Source organism: Salinicola halimionae, assembly GCF_003206065.1.
In the GTDB taxonomy this organism is placed as follows: Bacteria; Pseudomonadota; Gammaproteobacteria; order Pseudomonadales; family Halomonadaceae; genus Salinicola; species Salinicola halimionae.
Map to the genome: position 1 here is coordinate 710,567 of NZ_PZJQ01000002.1, position 22,290 is coordinate 732,856.

Sequence of the window (22,290 nt, forward strand, 5' to 3'; positions counted from 1 at the left end):
ACCCGAATGCCAGAGGTTATTGCCATTGATATTGCTAGCAATGTATCCATTTGTGATCAATGCTTCTGTCCGGAAATAATCGAGACATAATCTGGAAAAAAGCCTGTGCCAATGTTCATTTCAACACGATTTTATGTACGCATGTCTACAGGCATTTATTTCAGAGGGGGCAGTGATGAGCTGTGGCGCGAATTGGAAAGGTAGATTTCTCCTGTTGTCGGTTACCGGTATATCCACGGCTTTTCTGGCCTCCGGCGCAAAGGCTCAAGAGGCTTCGGCTGAAAACGAAGGTGCCACACAATGGCGCTTGGGTGTCATGGCCTCGCTGGCTGATGTTTCCTATGCGGGGGCTGGCACTGAAGCCAGCGTCTTCCCGTTGGTCTATTTCGACAGCAAAAGGTTGTTTTTTCACGCCACAGAAGGGGGCGTGCATTTATTGAACCGCGACCGTTTCACGTTTGATATTGTGCTATCAACGGCCAATCTGGAGCTGGATCCGGATGATCTTGGGCGCAAAGAGCTGGCGGACAAAAATGTTGATCGAGATCGACTGAATGATAGAGACCGCAGTTATTATGCCGGCGTGGCCGGAGAGTGGAAAAGCCAGCTTGGCGTCGTGAGGGCCGAGGGACGCACTGATATCTCCGGAAATTCCAAGGGTGAGCTATATCAGGTTTCATACGCTTATACTTGGACAGTCGGCAGGGCTCGCTTTACACCCAATGTCGATCTGACCTACTTGTCAGAAAACGTGGCCGAATATTATTTTGGCCTCGATGAGTCTGAAAGCCTTAGTGATAATTATGCTTATACGCCGAATGGCGCTTTCGTTCCTGGCGTGGGTATAGATATGGCCTACATCCTCAGCCGCAGATGGATTTTCTACGCACAGGTCAATTACGAGATGTATCCCGATGAGATATCTGATAGCCCCTTGGTCGATGATGATTATGGGGTCTTTATGAAAAGCGGAATCAGTTATTCGTTCTGAAGGGGAGGGGCGCTATATGTTATCGATCATGCGGTCCAAGTTGCATGATCTCTCCATCGAAGCCCTGTCTGGGAATCGTATTTTGACGATGCGATGCCCCGATCCGGTAAACAGCACTCGGCTTTGCTTTGATTATGTCGAATTGGGCTATCCGTGGCCGAATACATGGTTAAAAAATGCTGCCGATCTTGAACGGATCGTCAGCATGGAACTGCAGAGTGCTCATATGGCACCGGCATTGGGCATCTCTCTGGCCCTGAGGCGATGCGCCTTCCCCGTCACAGATCGATATCCTCCTCAGGGCGCGAAGACACAACTTCAGCCATCATTCTCTCGCTCCACGCTGTGGGTTGGCGGCGTATGGTGCGACTGGCATCAGCGTCCTGTGTCCGCCATCATGCGGGAAGGAATTAAGGCTTGCTCTGATTCCGAAGCGCGTTCGATTCCTCTTGTCTTGAACAATGAGGACCTGATGTGGTGGCTGGATGCGCAGCTTGTCGATCGAAAGAGACTGCTTGAATTGTCTAGGGTGCGCCGTCGCCACTGGAATGGGCAGAACGTAGACGCCCGCCTTGNNCAAGGCGGGCGTCTATTTGCCCGACGGCGCAGCGACTCAGTTGCCGCTGATTTCCGGTTCGGATTTCGCCGCAGGTGTCGTGGTGAGATCCGGCTCGGTGAGTTCCAGCAGCTCACGCGACATCGCACGAGCGTCATACAGCAGCTGAGGATTGTCGGATAGCGCCTTGCCGTAGGAGGGAATCATCGCCTTCAGCTTGGCTTGCCACTCGGGGCTTGCAATCTGCTCGGGGAAAACTCTTTCCAGCAGGGTGAGCATGATCGAAGGTGCAGTGGAAGCGCCCGGTGACGCACCCAGTAAGGCGGCGATGGAACCCTCTGCGCCGCTGACCAGTTCGGTACCGAACTGCAGGGTGCCGCCCTTGCCTTCGACATCCTTGATCGTCTGGACCCGCTGGCCGGCGGTCCAAAGCTTCCAGTCGTCACGCTGAGCTTCCGGATAATAGTTCTGGAGCTCCTTGAACTGGCCGCTTGCGGACATACGTAGCTGGCTGATCAGATAACGCACCAGATCCATGTTGTTGATGCCGACCTTGGTCATCGGCCACAGATTGTTGGGCGTCACCGAACGCATCAGATCGGTCCAGGAACCATTCTTGAGAAACTTGCTCGAGAAGGTGGCGAAAGGGCCGAACATGATCGCGGGGGTGCCATCGAGGATACGCTTGTCTATATGCGGAACCGACATCGGCGGCGAGCCGGCGGGCGCCAGACCATAGACCTTGGCGTCGTGCTTGGCGACCACTTCCGGGTTGGTCGTGAAGAGGAACTGCCCCCCGACCGGGAAACCGCCGTACTGCCGAGCCTCGGGAATCCCTGACTTTTGCAGTAGCGGCAGTGCCGCGCCCCCGGCGCCGATGAATACGAAGCGGGCGTTGACGCTGCGCTCGTTTTCACCGTCGCTGGTATTGGCTACGGTAACTTTCCAGCTGCCGTCCTGGTTACGCTCGAGATCGCGTACCTGCGTATTGACGGAGAGATGGAAATTATCGCGGCGGGCCAGCGAGTTCATCATCTGGCGGGTGAGCTCACCGAAGTTGACCTCGGTACCGATCGGCATGCGAGTGGCAGCGACGGGTTCGTCAGCATCACGGCCGGTCATGACCAGCGGTATCCACTCCGATATCTTGCGAGGATCGTCGGAATAGTCCATCCCGGCATAGAGCGGATTCTGGCGCATTGCCTCGAAACGCGTTTTCAGAAACGACACGCGCTCGCCGCTCCAGACGAAGCTCAGATGCGGTACGGTATTGATGAAGGAGCGCGGGTTGGCCAGCACGCCTTCACGAACCTGACTCGCCCAGAACTGACGCGACACCTCGAACTGCTCGGTAATGGTGATGGCACGCTGGATGTCCACGCTGCCATCGGGTTGTGGCGAGGTGTAGTTCATCTCGGCAAAGGCCGAATGGCCGGTGCCGGCATTGTTCCAGACGTTAGAGCTCTCTTCGGCGGCCTTGTCCAGGCGCTCGTAGAGGTGAATGGTCCAATCGGGTTGCAGTGACTGGAGCAGGGTTCCCAAAGTGGCACTCATGGTGCCGCCGCCAATAAGGACGACGTCGACGTTTTGGGTGTCGCTGGATTCGGCTCCAGACTGGGTGTGCAGGCTGGAACTGAATGTCATTCCGTGACGCAATTTCATGAAGGTTCTCTGTCTGATGGATACGGACAGGCGCGAACGCGACTACGACGACAGTTTAATGAGGTCGCGGCGTTAGTGCCATGATTATGACAGAGGCCGAGAGTGGCGATGAACGCCAGAAACTTCCTTTTACTCAACCAAATCATCAGGTTGTTGAAAAATTACGGATATTTTACGACATCGAAAGGAACACGCGGTGCGCGTTTCCCGGAGCGAGTAAGATGTCGCAGGGTCATAGCGCCAATTACTGCGAGCCCATAGACCTCTCGAGGGGCCAGTAGCGAATTACTGACGGTCCTCTTCCACCGGGGCCAGCGATCCGGCTTCAATCACTGCAACGTTGAGGAAAGCACCATGACACGACGAGCCGCCCGTTATCTGACGATGGCATGGGTAGCCCTGCTGATCGCAGGTTGTAGCCAGCAGCGAACACACTCGAACAGCGACCCGTCAAAAAACGATTCGACGGTGACCTCCATTCATTACCAGGTCGGGCCTTGTCATGGCATGTGTCCGGTTTACCGCGTCGATATCGACGAGGATGGCACGACGCAATTCATCGGCGAACAACATACTGCCGTCGACGGTGAACGCGTGCGCACCAACGACCCCGAGCGTTTTGCGCTTATCAGACACCAGCTTTCCTCATGGCAGCCGGCCATGGGAACGACAATCGATACGCCGGACTGCGGTCCTCGTGCAACGGACCTTTCCCACTACAAGGTGACCTGGACGAACCGCGAGGGCGAACAGGCCGTGCTGAACCATGACAGCGGCTGCCACTCGGAAGATGCTCGCCAACTGACGGAGAGTCTTCGTTCCCTGCCACAGGCATTGGGCATCGAGGCGTGGGTTAAACGCTGATCTGCTACAAACGACGTCGAGCTACCATCCCGCGCGTTGATTCTCTAGCGCTAAAGTCGGCTGGCAGCGGACGCCTGCACAGGCGAGGATGGATTCACTTTCCCCGGCGGAGCCCTGCCCATGCCTGTTTATGCCTATTTCGATGCGGTACCTAAGCTACCGGATGGTAACCGCTACTGGATCGCGCCGAGTGCCCATGTCATTGGCCAGGTCGAATTCGAAGAAGATGTAGGCGTGTGGTTCAACGTGGTGATTCGTGGCGACAACGATCGGATCGTGATCGGAGCGGGCAGCAATATTCAGGAGGGGTCCATGCTGCATACCGATCCCGGCTTCGTGCTGCGGGTCGGCCGTGGTTGCACCATCGGCCATCACGCGATCCTGCACGGCTGTACCCTCGGCAACAATACGTTGATCGGCATGGGGGCCACCGTGCTCAACGGTGCCGAGATCGGTAACAACTGTCTGGTCGGTGCCAATGCGCTGGTGACCGAAGGCAAATCCTTCCCCGATAATTCGTTGATCGTCGGCGCGCCGGCAAAAGCCGTGCGCACGCTCGATGACAAGGCGGTCGAGGGATTGAAAGCGTCGGCGGCGCATTACGTCGAGCGCTGGCAGGCTTTTTCCCGCGGTTTGAAACGTCTGGACAAGAACTGAAACGGCTGGATGACGATTGAACGCTCTACATGTCGATTGAACCGCCAATGCTTGCTGCGCGCTTTCCGTGCGGGCTGCCCGAGACACCAGGATGAAACTCCGCCGATGACGAACCCGTATACGACCGATGAACCCAGCCGAGAGGCCCTGCACGCGACGGTCGGTCCAGCCGTGGTTGAATTCGGCGCGCCCTGGTGTCCCTGGTGTCAGGCCGCCCAACCGCTGATTGCCGAGGCATTCGAAGAGAAAGAGGAACTACCGCACTTCAAAATCGAGGATGGTAAGGGCCGCCCGCTGGGACGTGCGTTCCGGGTCAAGCTCTGGCCGACGCTGATCTTTCTACGTGACGGTGAAGAGGTCGCGCGCTGTGTCAGGCCGGAGTCGGCCGAAGCCTTGAAGCAGGCGTTGGCGAAAATCGACTCGTCGACCTGAGAATTTCCGCTAGGCTTGGCGTTTTCCAATAGGCTTGGCGTTTTCCAAGAAGACACTTGGCTCTCTCCCATAGAAGGAATCTCCCCGTGGCCGCAGGCAGCCTACTGACGTTACTCGACGATATCGCCACGCTGCTCGACGACGTTTCGCTCATGACCAAGGTCGCCGCCAAGAAAACGGCCGGCGTCCTGGGCGACGATCTGGCCCTCAATGCCCAGCAGGTCACCGGCGTTCGCGCCAACCGTGAACTGCCGATCGTCTGGGCGGTGGCAAAAGGGTCGCTGCGCAACAAGCTGATTCTCGTACCCGCGGCATTATTGATCAGCGTGATCGCGCCCTGGCTGATCACGCCGCTGCTGATGGTGGGCGGGGCGTTCCTCTGTTACGAAGGTGCCGAGAAGCTGGCCCACAAGTTTCTGCACGGCGGTGTGGAGGCCAGCAAGGAAGATGTTCGAGCCGCCGCGCAGTTGAAGTCGAAAGAGGAGCGCCTGGCGTTCGAAAAGGACAAGATCAAAGGCGCCGTACGGACCGACTTCATTCTCTCGGCTGAGATCATCGCCATCACACTGGGAACGGTGGCGAGTGCCAGTTTCACCCAGCAGGTCGTGGTCTTGGCCATTATCGCCGTCGTCATCACAGCGGCGGTCTATGGGCTGGTAGCCGGTATCGTCAAACTCGACGATCTCGGTCTCTATCTCACCGAGCGAGCATCGTCGCTGGGGAAATCAATCGGTCGCGGCATCCTGTGGGCCGCGCCCTATCTCATGAAGCTGTTGTCGATCGTCGGCACCATCGCGATGTTTCTGGTCGGTGGCGGCATTCTCACCCACGGCATCCCGTTCATTCACCACGGTATCGAGAGTCTGGCCGAAGCGCCCGGTGACATCCCCGGTGTGGGCGCGATCATTCAACCGCTGACCCCCATGCTGCTCAACTTCGTGTTCGGCCTGGTTGCCGGGGCGGTCGTGCTCGGTGCGGTGCAACTGGTCCAGAAGCTCAGATCCGGTGATAACCACTGACGAACGAGCCGAACGAGCCGCTGCGCGGGCAAGTAATCGAGCCGTCAATCCGCGAGCAGGGCGCGTTCGAGAGCAAAGACGTGGGAATCCTCGAAACCTAGCTCGCGCAGCGCGGCCGCCAGATTGAGCAGGTAATCTCGATTGGGGCCGCTCGGGCCGTGTGACTCCGCGATTTGGCGCGCGATGGCGGTTTCCTCGGCTGGCCCGAGATAGGCCGCGTTATCCTCCCCCGCCAGATATACGACACCCTCGGCCTGTTCGCCCCCTTCTACGCCGCCATCCTCGAACGTCATCTCGGTCAGGACGCGCAGATAGCCGTTCTTTTCGCGGATATCCAGCGGCTCGAACACGCTAGGAGGAATGCGATAGGCCATACCGTGGCAGATGGCTTCAGCGTCAGGCACTAGCGTCACCACCCGTCCCGGTGCCTCGGGCGTGCCACGATGGTCGTGAGAGCCTTGCCAGAAGCGCCGCGTCCAGCCGCGAATAGAGGCCGGCCGACGCTCCAGGTAGTCGAAGTCCGCCTTCCAGATCAATGAGCCGTAACCGAACAGCCATACCGACTCGTGATCGTCGAAGTGGGTCATCTGACGGTTGTGGGCAGTGGTATCGAAAGACATGAGACTCCGGTGTGGAACGCTGGCGAGTGGGCTAGATGCGGCAGTAGATGATGTATCTCAAGGTCGGATCGTCGACCATTTTACCTGCTACTCGATGAAGAAGCTCTCTACCGGTTTGACAGGCGGCCTGGCGGTGCCATGTTGAGCTCTGTCATCTTTGAAACTCTATCACCGTTGAAACTCCGTCTTCGCTTCCAGGAGCTAGCTTGGCCAGTCAAAACGGATTATCGAGACGCTGATGCAGCGTCATGGTCGAACCTTCGCCAGTGAGCTAGGGCTCGATCTGAGCAGGAACTCGCCATCACCGCTATTTCGATTGCTCTGCTACTCCCTACTGACCAGCGCGCCAATCTGGCGATGCGCGCGTCGACGAGAAGACAGCCACCACGCTCGCCAACAAGGTATCCCGTGACGATTACCCCAAACTGATGGCCGCACTGGTGCGCTGCAAACTGGCCAAGGATACCCAGGGCGTCAGAGAGGCGGCCAAGACCTGACCGCTTACCACTGGCGCTGGGGATCGCTCAGCCATTTGCCGACCGGTCCGATGCCGTCGGTGCACCAGGGCTCGCTCAACCGCGTAATGAAAAAGCGGATCTGTTTGCCGAACGCCCGGTTCAACCGAGAGCGCAAGAACTCGATCGGGTCGGTCGACTCGATCAGCCAGGTCGTACGAAACATCGGGATGGATTCGAATCTTCTGAGCATCGACTCCAGTCGATGACAGTCCATTCTCCCCAGCGGCTTGTCGAATGTCAGGCAGTAAATGCCCATGGCATGCTCCTTGCTGCCGAATTAGCCTAGTTTCATTCAGGCGGGTCTCGTTTAGGGTAGACCGACCGGTACGCGATCGTCCTTATCCTTGGTGATCCGTCGGATCTTCGGGCTTCAAAGCTTGGTAGTTCCCGGCCACCAGCGCGCCAGAGCCGACTCCGCCTGGCGTTTGACGTCTTCATCGATGTAGATCGACACCGCCACCAGGGCCGCGGCCAGTACGCTGGCGTCGTCGGTGTAGCCGACACCGACGATGAAGTCGGGAATCGCGTCCAGCGGCGAGATGAAGTACCCGAGTGCCCCGATGATCGTCGATTTGGCCCAGAACGGCACGTCGGGACGTTTGAGCACGAAATAGAGCTGCAACGCTTTCAGCGCCACCTCGCGACCGGCACGCTTGCCGAAGCGGCTCAGCTTGCGCCAGAAGCGTTCCTCGCTGTAGACAGCGCGATGCGCGCTCGCGTCTTGGATTCCGGCGGTCCCTGTCTCGACGGTCTTTGTCTCGATGGTCTTTGTCTCGAAGGCCTCTGCCGGCAGCCGAATGGCGTCGTCATGCAGGATATCGCCCGAGGTTTCGGGCGTTCGTCCGCGAAAAAGTCGGTCACGGTTAAACAGGGGCATGATGGCGATCCGTCGTGGCAAAGCAATGGCTACAGTCTAGTTAGCCCGGCGGCGACGACACAACGATCGTCGGAGAAGAGTCTGTAAGGACGTGTCTGAGAGGACAAGTCTGCGAGAGCTGGCCTGCGAAATCTCGGTTCGTCGAATAGTGTCCATGAGCAGGACCGTGGTGGCATGCTAATGTCGAAGATGGCGTCGACTGTCGACACATCGAATTCGAGTGGGCTCGAACTCCATAACAAGGACAAGCGCATGACGATTGCAACGACCGGTATGTTTCCGACGCGGGCCGCCATCGATGGCGACCGCCTGTGGCGGAGCCTGATGGATCTGGCCGAGATCGGTGGCACGCCCAAGGGCGGCTGTAACCGTCAGGCGCTTACCGATCTCGACCGGCAGGGGCGGGAGCTGCTGACTCGCTGGTGCAAAGCGGAAGGTCTGACGGTGCGTTTCGATGCCATCGGCAACCTCTTCGCCCGCCGCGCCGGAAGGAACGACACCGCTGATCCGGTCGTCATCGGCAGCCATATCGACACTCAGCCCACCGGGGGCAAGTACGACGGTTGCTTCGGCGTGCTGGCGGCATTGGAGGTGATCCGAACGCTCAACGTCAACGGCATCGAGACCGAGCGGCCGATCGAACTGGTTTCCTGGACCAACGAAGAGGGCTGCCGCTTCGCCCCCTGCATGATGGGCTCCGGTGTGTTTGCCGGTCAGCTCACGCTGGAAGATGCGCTGTCTCGCACGGATGTCGACGGCATCAGCGCAGGCGACGCGCTCAAGGCAATCGGCTATATGGGTGATGATGCCAACCGCCCCGGCAGGTTTGCGGCCTATCTCGAAGCGCATATCGAGCAGGGGCCGATTCTTGAAGATACCGGCGACACCATCGGCGTCGTCACTGGCGCGCTGGGGCTGAAGTGGTTCGATGTCACGATTACCGGCATGGCCGCTCATTCCGGCTCGACGCCGATGCATCTGCGCCGGAACGCCCTGCTGGGCGCAACGCAGGTGGTCGACGCGGTCAATCGGATTGCGCTGACGTACCAGCCCGACGGTCGCGGTACGGTGGGCGCGCTTCAGCTGCTGCCCAATTCGCGCAATGTGATTCCCGGTCAGGTCACGCTGAGCGTTGATTTTCGCCATAGCGAGAGCGACGTGCTGGAAACGATCGTTGGCGAATTCCGCAAGACCCTGGACACCATCGCCACCGAGACAGGGCTGGCGATCGAGATCACCCCGACCGCCGATTATCCGCCGCAGCATTTCGACACTGATTGCATCGCTGCGGTGCGCCAGGGCGCCCAAGCCAACGGCTACGCGCATCGCGATATCGTCAGCGGCGCCGGCCACGACGCGGTATTCATCGGCGACATCGCGCCCACCGCAATGATCTTCATACCCTGCGAGAAGGGCATCAGCCACAACGAGAGCGAATACGCCACTCCGGAAGACGTTGCTGCCGGCGCCAACGTGTTGCTGCACGCGACGCTCAATCTGTCGGGGGCCAAGGCATGAGCGCGCAGACGGATGGATCGACGACCACCACGCTGGCCGAGCTGACCGCGCTCGAGGCATTGACCCTGTTCGAGCGTGGCGAGCTCTCGCCGTTGGAATTGACCCGCGACTGTCTGGCGCGGATCGAGCGTCACAATCCGATCGTCAACGCCTTTTGCCATATCGATGGCGAGGGTGCCCTGAATGCAGCGCCCAATACGATCCAGGATATGCGCCAGCTGCAGATTGCCTAAAGCTTCGAAAGTTATGACGAACTGCCAATGCTTATTGTCTTGCAATCAACGTTCCCCAATTTGGGGGCGTCTAGCAACATGTTCTCCATATTTTTGAGGTGACGGACAGTAGTAACCAGAGATGTTGGGCCCCAGTCCGACCGCCGGAGACGTGGCATGAGAATGCTCCCTATGCGCGAAATTTCATGGACTGCGGGTCAGGTCGAGTGTCGGCAGTGTGGCGGTAGCTGTACTGTTGAATTTCAAAATCACCCTAGTTCCGCGACAAATTGCCGAAGTCGAGGGCTCTGGGCATCAGCTTCTTCTTCGAGATCACAATGGCGTGTGCCGCTTCATGCTCAGAGTCCATTCGAGAAAGACCAGATGAGGTGCGCTGCTGGTGGCCAAGAGCCCATGCGTAGTGCGGGCGCTGCCGTCGTTTTTCGATCTTTCCTCGTCATTCTGGTTATGGCGAGAACGGATCTCGGAAAAAAATGCTTTCCAGGTCTCTTTCGCAGCGGCATCGAGGCCACTGAACGCTCAGGTTATGTTGTCATGCCTCACATTACGGGATGATTTTATTTAGACATTAGTCGTATGCCTGGTTGCCTATTCATATGTCATTTCTTATGCGTGATCGGTGCTAATTCATTGTTTAAGATAGGTATTTATAACGCGAGAGCATGATCCTTCCTATCTTGCGAATCCTGCTGAAACAAGCCCACGGTTAACTTTTTTCAGATGACGATTGCATTTGTTCAGGAAGTCGTTTTAAATTTTTATGGAAACGTTTCCATATATTGATTTTCTCGAACTCTACTCGCGGAACTTGAGATGAAGGGATGGAGTAGAAAATATCATCAACAGGAATTCCTCTTACATGGGGGCACTATGTCGACGAGTGAAAAGCTAGTCAGTGGCAGAGGTATAGCCAATTTATCGCTGTATAGTATGCCCATCAGTTGTTTCATTATACTTTTTGTCGTCACTGGTATTGCGACCTATACAGGGTCAATGCCGGGCGGAATGGTCGGCAGTTTGATCTTCCTTATATCGTTGGGTTCCATTCTGGGATGGATTGGAGATAGAACACCCATTATCAGGTCTTTTTTTGGTGGCGGCGCGATTGTCGCAATCTTCGTACCCGCGATCATGGTTTATTTTAATTTGATCCCAGGCGAGACACTAAACGCAGTGAGTGAGTTCATGGTCGGTGGGGGGTTCTTGAACTTCGTGATAGCCGGCTTGATCACGGGGAGCATTCTCGGGATCAACTCCAAAGTGCTCGTTTATGCAGGTGTTCGATATATCATTCCGCTGCTCGCGGCGGTTTTGGGATCAGCGTTGATAGCGATCATCGTAGCTGCCATCGTGGGCTTCGATCTGCGTGAGGCGGTAATGGTTATCGCACTGCCGATCATGGGCGGTGGAATGGGCGCTGGAGCGGTCCCAATGTCCCAAATGTATGCCTCGGCATTGGGTAACGATCCTGCCTATTACATTTCCATTCTGGTACCTGCTTTAGCGTTGGGTAATGTCTTTGCGCTCATCATCGGCAGTTTGCTCAACATGTTGGGAAAACGATTCCCCAGCCTTTCGGGAAACGGAAAAATACTCAAGAACTTTGAATATGAGCCGGAAGAAAAAGCCCCGCTTGATGTCGGTAAGATGGGCGCCGGATTGGTGATTTCCTGCGCGTTTCTGGCGTTGGGTTATATTTTACATATCTTTATCCCCATTCATCCCTATGCGTTGATGATTCTCTCCGTGGCAATTATCAAAGTTACCAATATCGTTCCACAGGCTGTCGTTGATGGTGCGAGGCAGTGGTATGAATTTTGTATTCAGAACTTCGTCATCATTATTTTGACCGGGATCGGTATCGTCTATACCGATATTGGCGCCGTCTTGGGTACGCTAAGTATCAGTTATGTCCTGATTATTCTCGGTGTCGTTGTCGGCGCGGCATTGGGAGCCGGTATCGCAGGTAAGCTGGTCGGGTTCTATCCCATTGAGGCTGCTATTACTGCTGGTCTGTGCATGGCCAATATGGGAGGAACCGGCGATGTGGCTGTGCTGTCCGCTGCCAATCGAATGGAACTGATGCCATTTGCACAGATATCGTCTCGACTCGGTGGCGCGTTGATTCTTTTGATTGCCGGTTTCTTACTGTTTTGAAGTCATGATCGCCGCAAGGATAAATTAATGAAAATTACTCAGGTTGAAATATTGCCGGCCAATCGGTTTCTTTACGTGCGCGTTACGACCGACGAAGGAATATCCGGTATTGGAGAATCCGGCGCGTGGGGATTTCTGGATGCCTCGGCAGAAGCCATGCAAACGTTCAAGCAGTATTTGATCGGCAAGAACCCACTGCATATCGAGCACCACTGGCAGTATCTCTATCGCTCTTTTCACTTCCGTGGTGCCGCTATTATGGGGGCAATTAGTGCCATCGATATCGCACTTTGGGATATTGCCGGGCAGTGGTTCGACGCTCCGATTCATACGCTTCTTGGCGGAGAATCGCGGAAAAAGGTCCGTGCTTACTACCACGTCAGTGGAGAAACCACGGAAGAGTTGATCGACGAATGTGTGAAGGCCAAGTCTCAGGGTTATACCGCAGTCGGTCATCTATCTCCGTTTCTGGACGAGCCGCGTAGCAAGCCGTATTTCATGCCCTATGCGCAGATGATCAACGAGGCGGCAGATCGCGTCGCTAAGCTGCGTGACGCGGTAGGCGACGAGGTAGATCTTTGCCTCGAACTCCATCGCCGCATGAAGCCCGGAGAAGCGATCGCCTTTGCCCAGGCGGTAGAGCCGTATCGGCCCTTCTTCCTCGAGGATCCGATTCCCGCGGACAACTTCGACGCCATGGGTCTGGTGGCCAGCAAGACGACCGTGCCTATCGCCACCGGGGAGCGTATTCATACGATTCAAGAGTTTCAGATGCTGCTGTCGCGTAAAGCCATGAGTTACGCGAGAACCAGTGTCTGCTTGTGTGGCGGTATCAGTGGGGCGCGCAAGATCGCCGCAATTGCGGAGTCTCACGGGGTAGCAATCGTACCTCACAATCCGTTGAGCCCCGTGAGCTCTGCCGCCTGCCTGCAGCTTTCCGTGGCGGTGGATAACTTCGCCGTGATGGAATTGCCGGACCATGAGACCGTGTCGGCTACCGAACGCTACACCAGCAATGAGGCCGTCGATCCTGGTTCCTTCAAGCAGAGCGATATGGTGACCTGGGTGCCCAAGGCGGAGAACGGCTTTATCCCTGCGCCCAGGTATTCCGGTCTGGGTATCGCGCTGGTCGAAGATGTTTGTGAACGATTCCCTTATCGACGCCGAGAGGTCAACACACGTCTTCACGTGGATGGCTCCGTGGTGGATCAGTAAAAACCCGCCGGTCCTGGCGGTCAGGTGCAGGCCTGATCCGCCATTTTGCCCACCGATTCCCGTTTCTCCAGCCACGTTGGCTGCAATACGGTCTCGGTCGTTCTCAGGGGCTTGTTGATTCGTTGAAGCAACAGGTCCACTGCTGTCGTGGTGAGAGCGCCATAGTCTCGGTTGACGATGGTGATGGCCGGAGAGAGTAGCCGTGTGACGTCGGTTTCATCGAAGCCGATGATCGAGACATCCTGTGGATAATGCAGGTGGTTCTGCCGCAGGTAGTCGAGTGCGCCTATCAGGGCGCGGTTGCTTCCCACCACGACGGCGGAGGGTCGCGTTTCGAGCGTCATCAGCTTTGCCATTGCTTGATATCCGCTCGACACGTCGTGTCGCACGGTAGCGATCAATTCCGGTGGCGAGGCGAGTCGATGGCGCGCCAGCGCGGTGGTAATGGCGCTATGGCGTTCGCGGCCTGGCAGTGTGGTTTGATCCGTGATCAATAGTCCGATGCGGCGATGGCCCTGCTCGACGAGGTGATCGACCGCTTCCCGGCACCCCGTTTCCTGCTCGCTGGCCACGACAGTGGCCCTCCCATGTACCAACGCGCGATTGAGAAGGACGACCGGCACGCCAAGACTTTCGATCAGCGCTGCGGTCTGGGGAGAGGAATCATCGTTCAGTGTCGCCATGATGCCGCTGACGCCCTGATGTTCGAGCGTCTGGAATAGTTGCGCTTCCAGCGCCGGGTCATCGTTGGTAACCCCCAGAAATAGCTGATAGTCATTTTCCAGCAGAATCTGCTGCGCTTTTTGAACGATGGTGGCGAACATGGGATTGGTAATGTCACTGACGATGACCCCGATACTACGCAGCCGATTCGAACGCATGCCACTGGCGATAAAGTTCGGCTTGAAGGAAAGCGACTCGATGGCTGCCTGGACTCGTTGGCGGGTTTCCTTACCCACGTAGCCACTATCATTGATGACTCGCGAGACGGTGCCCATTCCAACACCAGCTGCTTTTGCCACATCACGAATCGTGGGCGCTCTTTCCTTTTTCAAACCGCTAACCTCTCAACCGTCTACGAGTCCACTTTTATAGTGATGGGGTCATCTGAGCGGGTCAAAGAGATTCCGCCGGTGTAACGGTATTTCTCGTAGCTCCCGAGTGCGTGCGCACCGCCCCCGGCGTCTGGCCGGTGGCGCGCTTGAAGGCGCGGCTGAACGCGGCCTGCGAGCCATAGCCCAGGCGCCAGGCGACCTGATCGATCGATAGCTGCTTTTCGGCGATCCACTGCGTGGCCAGACGCATGCGAAGTTGGGTGACGTAGCCGAGCGGCGAGACGCCCAACGAGTCGCGGAAACGTTCGGCGAACACCGAGCGTGAGCTGCTTATTTCCGCCGCCATGCTGGCTACCGTCCAATCGTGGCCGGGTTCGCGGTGGACCGCGGCGATGACCTTGCCCAGACGCGGGTCGCGCAATGCCTCGATCCAGCCACCGATATCGGCACAGCCACATTCGACCCAGCCACGCACGATGCTGGCGGCCACCACGTCGGCCAGCCGCGAAAGAATCCCGGCGGCGCCCGCTCGCTCGAGACTCGCCTCGCGCGCCATGGCTTCCAGCATCGGCAGCATTTCGGGATAGCGCGAGAGTAGCGTGCCGACATGCATCACTGCGGGCATCAGCGTCAACAGCGGCTGCATGCCGCCCAGGTCGAACTGCATGCAACCGCTGAACAGGCGCACCGGTGGAGCGCCGTCTAGCATATCGGGACATTCGTCGACGCAACTGAAGTCGTCACACAGGGGCAGCGCGTCGATCTGTTCGATGTCACGGCTCTTTACCTCAGAGGATGAGAGCAGACAGTGCTGGCCACCCCGGGGCAGAAGCACCGCATCGCCCGTTTCCAGAACCTGTTCGTCAGCGCCGAGCCTCAGCAAGACGGGCCCCTGGGCAACGAAGTGAAATTGCGCGCAGCGGGTGTCGGTGTCGAAAAGAATGCCGAAGGGCGGGGCTATCTGGACGCGCCGATAGTTCAACCCGGACAGGCGCATGCCGAGCAGCAGTTCATTGATCCATTCGCTGGAACTCAGCGTGGTATCACCGGGAGCAATAGTTTCGGACTTTTGATCAAACATGCCGGAGTTTTAGTGATAGATGATCTTGAGATACTACTTTAGTCTGGGCCTCATCCCAAGCCTTGATTGGAATCTCGAAATGACGACGCCAGACACTCAATTCTCGACGCAAGAGTCGCCAACGCCTTCGCGCTGGGCTGCCGTACTGTCGCTGACGATGGGCGTTTTCAGTCTGGTAATGGCGGAATTTCTGCCGGCCAGTCTGTTGACGCCGATGGCGGATTCGCTAGCCATCAGCGAAGGCCAGGCCGGGCAAGCGGTCACGGTGACGGCGGTGGTAGCGCTACTTTCCGGCTTGCTGGTGACGTCCGTGACGCAAAGACTCGATCGGCGCCACGTGCTGCTGGGGTTCTCCGTGCTGATGATCGCCGCCAATCTGGTGGTCGCGTTCGCGCCGCACCTGGCCTGGCTGCTCGTCGGTCGGGTGCTGCTAGGCGTGGCGTTGGGCGGGTTCTGGGCACTGTCCGCTGCCACGGTGATGCGGCTGGTGACGGAGCATGACGTTCCGCGGGCGCTATCGTTGCTGTTCACCGGTGTTCCCATTGCCACTATCAGCGCCGCCGCCCTGGGCAGCTATCTTGGCGATATGTTCGGCTGGCGCAACGTGTTCCTGCTGGCCACCGCGCTATCGGTCGTGACGCTGGCTCTGCAGTACGTCACCCTGCCGCGAATGGAACCCGGGCGGCCGACGCCACTCGGTACGCTGGTCAGCGTGATCAAGCGGCCGGGCATGGCGGCCGGCATCGTCGCCATTCTTCTAGTGTTCTGTGGTCATTTCGCGTTCTTTACCTATGTCCGTCCGTTTCTCGAAGGCGTTTCCCGCATGGGCATCAACGAGCTCTCGTCGACCCTGCTGGCCTTCGGGATCGCCAATTTCTTCGGCACGCTGGCTGCGGGGTATCTGCTCGAGCGCAGCCTGCGCCTGACACTCTTGATGATGCCGCTGATCATGGGCGCGACGGGATGGTTGCTGGCCACGCTGGGCGGCTTCTCGATGACGACCGACGCCATCATGGTGGCCCTGTGGGGCTTCGCCTTCGGCGCCGTGCCGGTTGCCTGGTCGACCTGGATCACCCGGATCGTGCCGGACGAGGCCGAGAGCGGCGGCGGCTTGATCGTTGCCTCGATCCAGTTGGCGATCGCACTGGGGGCTGCCGTCGGTGGCGTCATGTTCGATATCAGCGGCGTCCTCGGCGTTTGTGCGACGGCCGGTACGCTGCTGCTGGCGGCGGCTGCGCTCATCGTGACGGCTGTCAGAACACGGCCAGTAGCGTCGATCGACGGCGACACTGTCGCGACAACCTGTCAGTAATGCGTGAAAGAATGCGCAACCGAGAGGCTTGGGCAGCAAGGATGGGGCGCTCATCTTGCTTGTCGGGCGGGGATGATGGTCTGCTATAGGGAATCTGACCCCCCAAGGACCATCGAAAGGAACCGACGATGAGTATCGACCCCCAAGCAGGACGCTTGCCCGACGAAAACCGCCTCGCCAATCTTCCGCGGCTGGTGTCGCGCTATTACAGTGAACGCCCGGATGTCAGCGATCCCGGTCAGCAGGTTGCGTTCGGTACCTCGGGCCATCGCGGCTCGTCGCTGAAGACGAGCTTCAACGAGTGGCACATTCTGGCCACGACCCAGGCGATCTGCGAATACCGCCAGGCGCAGGGCATCGAAGGGCCACTGTTCATTGGCATGGACACCCATGCGCTGTCCGAGCCGGCGTTCGTTTCGGCGCTGGAAGTGCTGGCGGCCAATGGGGTCGAGACACGGATCGATGCCGGCTGCGAGGAGACCGGCTTTGACCCCGGCTACACGCCGACACCGGCGATTTCCAATGCGATTCTGGTCTACAACCACGGCCGGGCCCACGGTCTCGCCGACGGTATCGTGATTACCCCGTCGCACAATCCGCCGGAGGATGGCGGTTTCAAGTACAACCCGACCAATGGCGGTCCCGCCGACACCAGCGTGACCAAGTGGATTCAGGAGCGCGCCAACGAGCATCTCGGCGATGAGCTTTCCAAGGTCAAGCAGGTGAGTTACGCCCAAGCGCTGAAGGCGCCGACGACCCAGCGTTTCGATTTCATCGACAGCTATGTCAGCGGTCTCGATAAGGTCATCGACATGGCTGCGATTCGGGATTCGGGGCTCAAGTTTGGCGTCGACCCGCTGGGCGGTGCTGGCGTTCATTACTGGCCGCGCATCGCCGAGAAGTATGATTTGCCGCTGGAGGTGATCTCGACAACGGTCGACCCGACTTTCCGGTTCATGCGCGTCGACTGGGACGGCAAGATCCGCATGGATTGCTCCTCGCCCTACGCCATGGCCGGGCTGATCGAGAACAAGGATCGCTTCGACGTCTCGTTTGCCTGCGATACCGATCATGACCGTCACGGAATCGTTGCCCGTTCGACCGGCCTTCTGAACCCCAACCATTATCTCGCCGTCGCCATCGAGTATCTCTTTACTCACCGCCCGAACTGGAGCGACAAGGCTGCCATCGGCAAGACGCTGGTGTCGTCGTCGATGATCGATTACGTCGCCGAAGGCCTGGGCCGAGACGTGGTCGAGGTGCCGGTGGGTTTCAAGTGGTTCGTCGATGGGCTGATCGAGGGCAGCCTCGGCTTCGGTGGTGAAGAGTCTGCCGGTGCTTCCTTCCTGACCCTGGATGGCAAGCCCTGGTCCACCGACAAGGATGGTCTGATTCTCGGTCTGCTAGCTGCCGAGATCACCGCCGTCACCGGCAAGGACCCGGGTGAACGTTATCAGGCGCTGACCGAGCGCTTCGGCGCGCCGGTCTACGAACGTGTCGACGCGCCAGCCAACCGCGAGCAGAAGGCCAAGCTCGGCAAGCTCTCGCCGGAGCAGGTGACCGCCGACACGCTGGCCGGTCATCCGATTACTCGCAAGCTGACCGAAGCCCCCGGCAACGGTGCCGCTATCGGCGGCCTGAAAGTGGTCACCGACGCTGGCTGGTTCGCCGCGCGCCCTTCCGGCACCGAAGACGTCTACAAGATCTACGCCGAGAGCTTCGAAGGCGAGGATCACTTGAAGCGCATTCAGGAAGAAGCCAAGGCGCTGGTAGATGAGGTGCTGGCGGGCTGAGTCTCCTCGTTTCGTGTTCGGTATCGCGAGCACGGTGTTTCTAGAGAGTCGGTAGCCTTGCTGCCGACTTTTTGGGTTTTTGAGCCAACGCTTCTCTCGGTTTTTCCTGCCGGATTCGGACCCTTCAAGTTTTGCCTCGGATGGGCGATATCACGGGGAATTCAGAATCGCGCCGGTCGTGTGCAACACCTGCCGCTATCGCGTGTTGTCGTTCTCCGAGTCAGAGGCTCTCAATGCATTTCAAATCCGTGCGTACGTTAGTCACGCTGCTGGTCGGCGTCTGTATTGTGGTAGTGGCGGCTGCACTGGTCGGTTATTCGCTCTATGCCGATTCGCGCTCCCAGGCATTGGTCGATGCGCAGACGCAGCGGTTGATGACCGACAGTATCGACGAGCGTCTGACGGCAGTGGCATCGGATAGGGCGCAACAGATTCAGGCTCGCCTGGAGCATGCGCTGACGCTGGCCACACAGCTCGCCAATACTAACGCGTTGATGGGCGAGGTCGACGATGAGGGGAGTCGGCGTTTCTATCTCGGGCGTAACGAGTTATCGAACCTGGTGCGTCAGACGGTAATCGACAATCCCGATCTACTCGATGCCTTCATCGGTTGGGAGCCCGACGCCTTCGGCCGCGACGAGTATTATCAAGGGCGCGAAGACGAGGGGTATGGCGCTAGCGGCCGCTTCCTTCCCTGGTGGTACCGAGCCGAGAACGGTGATATCGCCGTGCTTTCTCTGAATGACGACAAAATCGAGAGTGACAAGCCTCTGACCACCGGCGTGCGCGAGGGTGAATATTATCTCTGTCCCAAGGAGACCGGCAAACCCTGCATCATCGATCCGGCGCCCTATGACTACAACGGCCAGACGCTGATGGTGACCTCGTTCAACGTGCCGGTCATGGTCGATGGCCAGTTCAAGGGCAGTGCCGGTGTCGATCTGTCCGTCGATTTCATCCAGTCGATGCTGACCCAGGCCGACCAGTCACTTTACGACGGTGCCGGCGAGTGGGCCCTGGTTGCACCGCGTGGCGGCGTGACGGCAATGACCTTGGAGCATGATGCCGGTCAGCTGGGACAGTCGATGACTTCTGTCTTCGACGCCGCGTTGAGCGGGCGTATTGCAAAGGCCCAGCAAGGTAGCGTGGTTCGAGACACCACTGATGGCCAGGTCGAACTCTACTGGCCGTTCACCGTTGGCGACGCGAACGGTGCCCCCTGGGTGTTGATGATCCGCCTGCCGCAGAGCGCAGTCATGGCTGGACTGCACGATCTGCAGACACAGCTCGACGATCAGCGCCGTCACGATACGCTCGCGATGATAGGTGTTGGCTTGGGCGTCGTCGTATTGGGACTGATCGTCAGCTGGCTGTTGGGCGGGAGCCTGTCGCGGCCGTTGAAGCGGCTCGCCGGACGCATGCGCGAAATCGCCTCCGGTGACGGTGATCTTACCCGGCGCTTGCCGGTGAGAGGGCGCAATGAAAGCGCCGAGTTGGCGATCCAGTTCAATGCTTTTGCCGACAAGATGCAGCATGTGCTGCAGGACGTTCGAGACAGTAGTGATTTGGTGCGAAATGCTTCGCAGGATATCGCCGGCTCCAGCCAGGAACTTTCTCAGCGCACCGATTCCATGGCTGCCAGCCTGCAGCAAACCTCTGCCTCGATGGAAGAACTGACCAGCACTGTCGAACATACCGCGCAGTCGGCACGTCAGGTCGACCAATTGGCGACATCGGCTACCGACGCTGCGCGTCGAGGAGGGAATGTCGTTTCTGACGTGGTTCAAACCATGGATGAGATCGAATCTTCCTCGAGCCAGATTGCCAAGATTGTCACTACGATGAATGGCATCGCCTTTCAAACCAACCTGCTGGCGCTCAATGCGTCCGTTGAGGCAGCCCGCGCCGGAGAACACGGTCGAGGTTTCGCGGTTGTCGCCCAGGAAGTGCGCAATCTCGCCAGCCGCAGCGCTGAGGCCGCGCACCAGATCAAGGCACTGGTCGAATTGTCGTCCGGCAAGACCCAACTGGGTTCGGAACGTGCGCGTCATGCCGGCGAGGCGATGAAAGAGATCGTCGCCAGCATCGCTCGAGTCACCGATGTGCTCAGCGAGATCAGCGCGGCAACGAGTGAGCAAAGCCAGGGAATCGGGCAGGTCAATCAGGCGGTCGCGGAGCTGGATCATGTCACTCAGCAGAACGCTGCCATGGTTCAGCAGAGCGCAGCTTCGGCGGAAGCGCTGCGCCACCAATCCCAGCGTCTGGCGACCACGATTGGTTCCTTCCGGTTGGCCGATGCCCAAGAGACCGAACTAGCTGGTGCGTTGTCGCTTGCGCCGTCTTCGATAGAATCGAAAAAGAAGCGGATACCGGAACTATTCTAGTCAGCGCTGCGCGACCAGCTCGCAGAAAAAATCGATGTACTGGCTGTGACCGCGGGGAAAAATGACATCCAGCTCGAGAGCGTCATCGGGGTCGCTGATCCCCTCCAGCGCCGGCCAGAGTTCGACGCTGGGGTCTTCCCCATGTCGCGCCAGCCGCTCGGCATCGACACCGGCACGGCGTACCTCGCCGCCGCTGCTGTCGATGTAGAGCACCCGGTTGCCGCTGTCGAAGGCGCTCCCCAATTGCTGAACCAGCGTCAGGAAGCCGCGATCGCTGCCCCCCCGTAGGCGTTGTGAGCTGCCCTCGGTCTCTTGCGTGTACGAGGTCACGGTATCGCCTACACCGACGATGCGTGGCATCAGCGCCGGATCGAAGTGACCGCGAGCCAGCGCCAGCAGCGCGGCGTGATCGCGAGGCGCTTCCCGCGCGTTGAAGCTCTCGCCCAGCGGATACTCGCCGGTGTGGCGGTGGTAGTAACGGTTGAGAATGATCAGTACGCCGACTTCCTTGACGGCGCCACGCAGCATCAATTGGAAATCGGTAGTGCCAGCGTTGCCATTGGCAACGCCGTCGCTCTCACGCAATCGTTCATTGCCGTTCTCGTCCTGCCCCGCGTTGGGGGCGTAGTGGACGAAGAAGGCGTCATCGAGGCCGGCCTGGTTGGCAGCGTCGAGGCGCTCGCGCATGAAATCGGCGACGGCGAACTGTAGCGTCCGGTAGCGCGCCGGGTCGGCACGCCAGTGGTGGTAGAAGACGTTCAAGTTGAGCGTCGGCGACGCCAGGTTGTCGAGCACCGCGGCGGCGATCAGATCGCGCCGCACGTCCGGCGGTAGCGAGTAGGGCGGCCGGGACAGCAGCGGTTCGAGAAAGGCTTCGGCCTGAGCGGGAAACGCCTTGAGGAACGCGAGCTCGGCGTCGGTGACGCCGGGATGGCTGACATTGCCGAAGCGATCCTGCCACTGCACGCCGCCGGCGGCCAGGCCGGGCAGATAACGCCCCTGTTCACCGGCGCGATCCCGAGTCTCGAACAGTGCCTCGACGATGCCGTTCACCCCGCGCGAGCCGATGTGCTCACCGTTGGTCAGCACGTAGAAGTGACCCTCGAGCCGGCGGACTGCGTCGAGATAGCGACGCTCCAGACGTCGAGTCAATGGATCACCTACCAGACCCATGCAGACGCCGTCGAGATCCTGAATGATCAGCAGGTTGTCGGTGGCAGCCAGTTCGTCCAGCAGGGCGATATGGTCGAGAGAGAAGGGACGAGTCAGGGGCATGATGAGCGTCCGGGTCGAAGGCGAATGATGAGGGCGAATGATGCAGGCTCGGAGCCACGGTTCTTCACCAG

The 22,290-nt window shown here is 58.7% G+C and carries 19 protein-coding genes; 12 read left to right on the forward strand and 7 right to left on the reverse strand.

The features are described from left to right. Positions 1-175 precede the first annotated feature (175 nt). The gene (locus tag DOM27_RS03845; protein ID WP_157956710.1) at positions 176-991 is read left to right on the forward strand and encodes a MipA/OmpV family protein; all 816 of its coding nucleotides are present in this window, start codon (positions 176-178) and stop codon (positions 989-991) included. A 613-nt stretch (positions 992-1,604) separates the two neighbouring features. Here DOM27_RS03845 and mqo read toward each other — a convergent pair. After that, positions 1,605-3,209 carry a malate dehydrogenase (quinone) gene (gene mqo / locus DOM27_RS03850; protein WP_110654703.1) on the reverse strand — a complete coding sequence of 535 codons (1,605 nt, stop codon included), beginning with the start codon at positions 3,207-3,209 and terminating at the stop codon, positions 1,605-1,607. A gap of 354 nt (positions 3,210-3,563) precedes the next feature. On the opposite strand from mqo, the gene DOM27_RS03860 reads away from it, so the two are divergent. From DOM27_RS03860 to DOM27_RS03875, 4 genes are all read left to right on the forward strand, one after another. Further along, the gene (locus DOM27_RS03860; protein ID WP_110654705.1) at positions 3,564-4,073 is read left to right on the forward strand and encodes a DUF6438 domain-containing protein; all 510 of its coding nucleotides are present in this window, start codon (positions 3,564-3,566) and stop codon (positions 4,071-4,073) included. A gap of 120 nt (positions 4,074-4,193) precedes the next feature. After that, positions 4,194-4,730, forward strand: coding sequence for a gamma carbonic anhydrase family protein (locus tag DOM27_RS03865; protein ID WP_110654706.1), 537 nt, complete (start codon positions 4,194-4,196; stop codon positions 4,728-4,730). Positions 4,731-4,835: 105 nt separating this feature from the next. Then, positions 4,836-5,162 (forward strand): thioredoxin family protein, encoded by a 327-nt coding sequence (locus tag DOM27_RS03870; RefSeq protein WP_110654707.1) that lies wholly within the window; start codon positions 4,836-4,838, stop codon positions 5,160-5,162. Positions 5,163-5,248: 86 nt separating this feature from the next. Then, positions 5,249-6,181 (forward strand): DUF808 domain-containing protein, encoded by a 933-nt coding sequence (locus DOM27_RS03875; RefSeq protein WP_110654708.1) that lies wholly within the window; start codon positions 5,249-5,251, stop codon positions 6,179-6,181. Positions 6,182-6,225: 44 nt separating this feature from the next. Here the strand turns inward: DOM27_RS03875 and DOM27_RS03880 are convergent, their stop codons facing one another. The 3 genes from DOM27_RS03880 to DOM27_RS03890 form a co-directional block, all read right to left on the reverse strand. Beyond that, positions 6,226-6,801: a gamma-glutamylcyclotransferase gene (locus DOM27_RS03880; RefSeq protein ID WP_110654709.1), complete on the reverse strand. Its 576-nt coding sequence runs from the start codon at positions 6,799-6,801 to the stop codon at positions 6,226-6,228. A gap of 501 nt (positions 6,802-7,302) precedes the next feature. After that, the gene (locus DOM27_RS03885) at positions 7,303-7,575 is read right to left on the reverse strand and encodes a hypothetical protein (protein WP_110654710.1); all 273 of its coding nucleotides are present in this window, start codon (positions 7,573-7,575) and stop codon (positions 7,303-7,305) included. Between the two features lie 114 nt (positions 7,576-7,689). Continuing rightward, on the reverse strand, positions 7,690-8,196 hold the full coding sequence (locus tag DOM27_RS03890; protein ID WP_110654711.1) for a YkvA family protein: 507 nt from the start codon (positions 8,194-8,196) through the stop codon (positions 7,690-7,692). A gap of 252 nt (positions 8,197-8,448) precedes the next feature. Between DOM27_RS03890 and DOM27_RS03895 the strand changes: the two genes are divergently transcribed. The 4 genes from DOM27_RS03895 to DOM27_RS03910 all read left to right on the forward strand — a co-directional run bounded on the left by DOM27_RS03895 (position 8,449) and on the right by DOM27_RS03910 (position 13,319). Further along, positions 8,449-9,714, forward strand: coding sequence for a Zn-dependent hydrolase (locus DOM27_RS03895; RefSeq protein ID WP_188113673.1), 1,266 nt, complete (start codon positions 8,449-8,451; stop codon positions 9,712-9,714). Continuing rightward, positions 9,711-9,947, forward strand: a complete 237-nt coding sequence (locus DOM27_RS03900; protein WP_245392574.1) for a hypothetical protein — start codon at positions 9,711-9,713, stop codon at positions 9,945-9,947. Before DOM27_RS03895 ends, DOM27_RS03900 begins: the two co-directional genes overlap by 4 nt. 813 nt (positions 9,948-10,760) lie before the next feature. Continuing rightward, entirely contained in the window at positions 10,761-12,104 is a 1,344-nt protein-coding gene (locus DOM27_RS03905) for a 2-hydroxycarboxylate transporter family protein (RefSeq protein WP_110654712.1), read from the forward strand. Between the two features lie 27 nt (positions 12,105-12,131). Next, positions 12,132-13,319, forward strand: coding sequence for a mandelate racemase/muconate lactonizing enzyme family protein (locus tag DOM27_RS03910; RefSeq protein ID WP_110654713.1), 1,188 nt, complete (start codon positions 12,132-12,134; stop codon positions 13,317-13,319). Positions 13,320-13,339: 20 nt separating this feature from the next. Here DOM27_RS03910 and DOM27_RS03915 read toward each other — a convergent pair whose 3' ends face one another. Both DOM27_RS03915 and DOM27_RS03920 read right to left on the reverse strand, forming a co-directional pair. Next, complete coding sequence (locus DOM27_RS03915) at positions 13,340-14,341, reverse strand: LacI family DNA-binding transcriptional regulator (RefSeq protein WP_157956711.1); 1,002 nt, start codon at positions 14,339-14,341, stop codon at positions 13,340-13,342. 94 nt (positions 14,342-14,435) lie between these two features. After that, positions 14,436-15,455, reverse strand: a complete 1,020-nt coding sequence (locus DOM27_RS03920) for an AraC family transcriptional regulator (RefSeq protein ID WP_110654715.1) — start codon at positions 15,453-15,455, stop codon at positions 14,436-14,438. Between the two features lie 79 nt (positions 15,456-15,534). Here DOM27_RS03920 and DOM27_RS03925 point away from each other — a divergent pair, with 79 nt between their 5' ends. From DOM27_RS03925 to DOM27_RS03935, 3 genes are all read left to right on the forward strand, one after another. Continuing rightward, positions 15,535-16,767: an MFS transporter gene (locus DOM27_RS03925; protein WP_110654716.1), complete on the forward strand. Its 1,233-nt coding sequence runs from the start codon at positions 15,535-15,537 to the stop codon at positions 16,765-16,767. Between the two features lie 128 nt (positions 16,768-16,895). Further along, complete coding sequence (pgm, locus tag DOM27_RS03930) at positions 16,896-18,560, forward strand: phosphoglucomutase (alpha-D-glucose-1,6-bisphosphate-dependent) (protein ID WP_110654717.1); 1,665 nt, start codon at positions 16,896-16,898, stop codon at positions 18,558-18,560. Positions 18,561-18,793: 233 nt separating this feature from the next. Then, complete coding sequence (locus DOM27_RS03935) at positions 18,794-20,944, forward strand: methyl-accepting chemotaxis protein (protein ID WP_110654718.1); 2,151 nt, start codon at positions 18,794-18,796, stop codon at positions 20,942-20,944. Here the strand turns inward: DOM27_RS03935 and stpA are convergent, their stop codons facing one another. Continuing rightward, the gene (stpA, locus tag DOM27_RS03940) at positions 20,945-22,219 is read right to left on the reverse strand and encodes a glucosylglycerol 3-phosphatase (RefSeq protein ID WP_110654719.1); all 1,275 of its coding nucleotides are present in this window, start codon (positions 22,217-22,219) and stop codon (positions 20,945-20,947) included. It abuts the gene before it with no gap. Positions 22,220-22,290 lie beyond the last annotated feature (71 nt).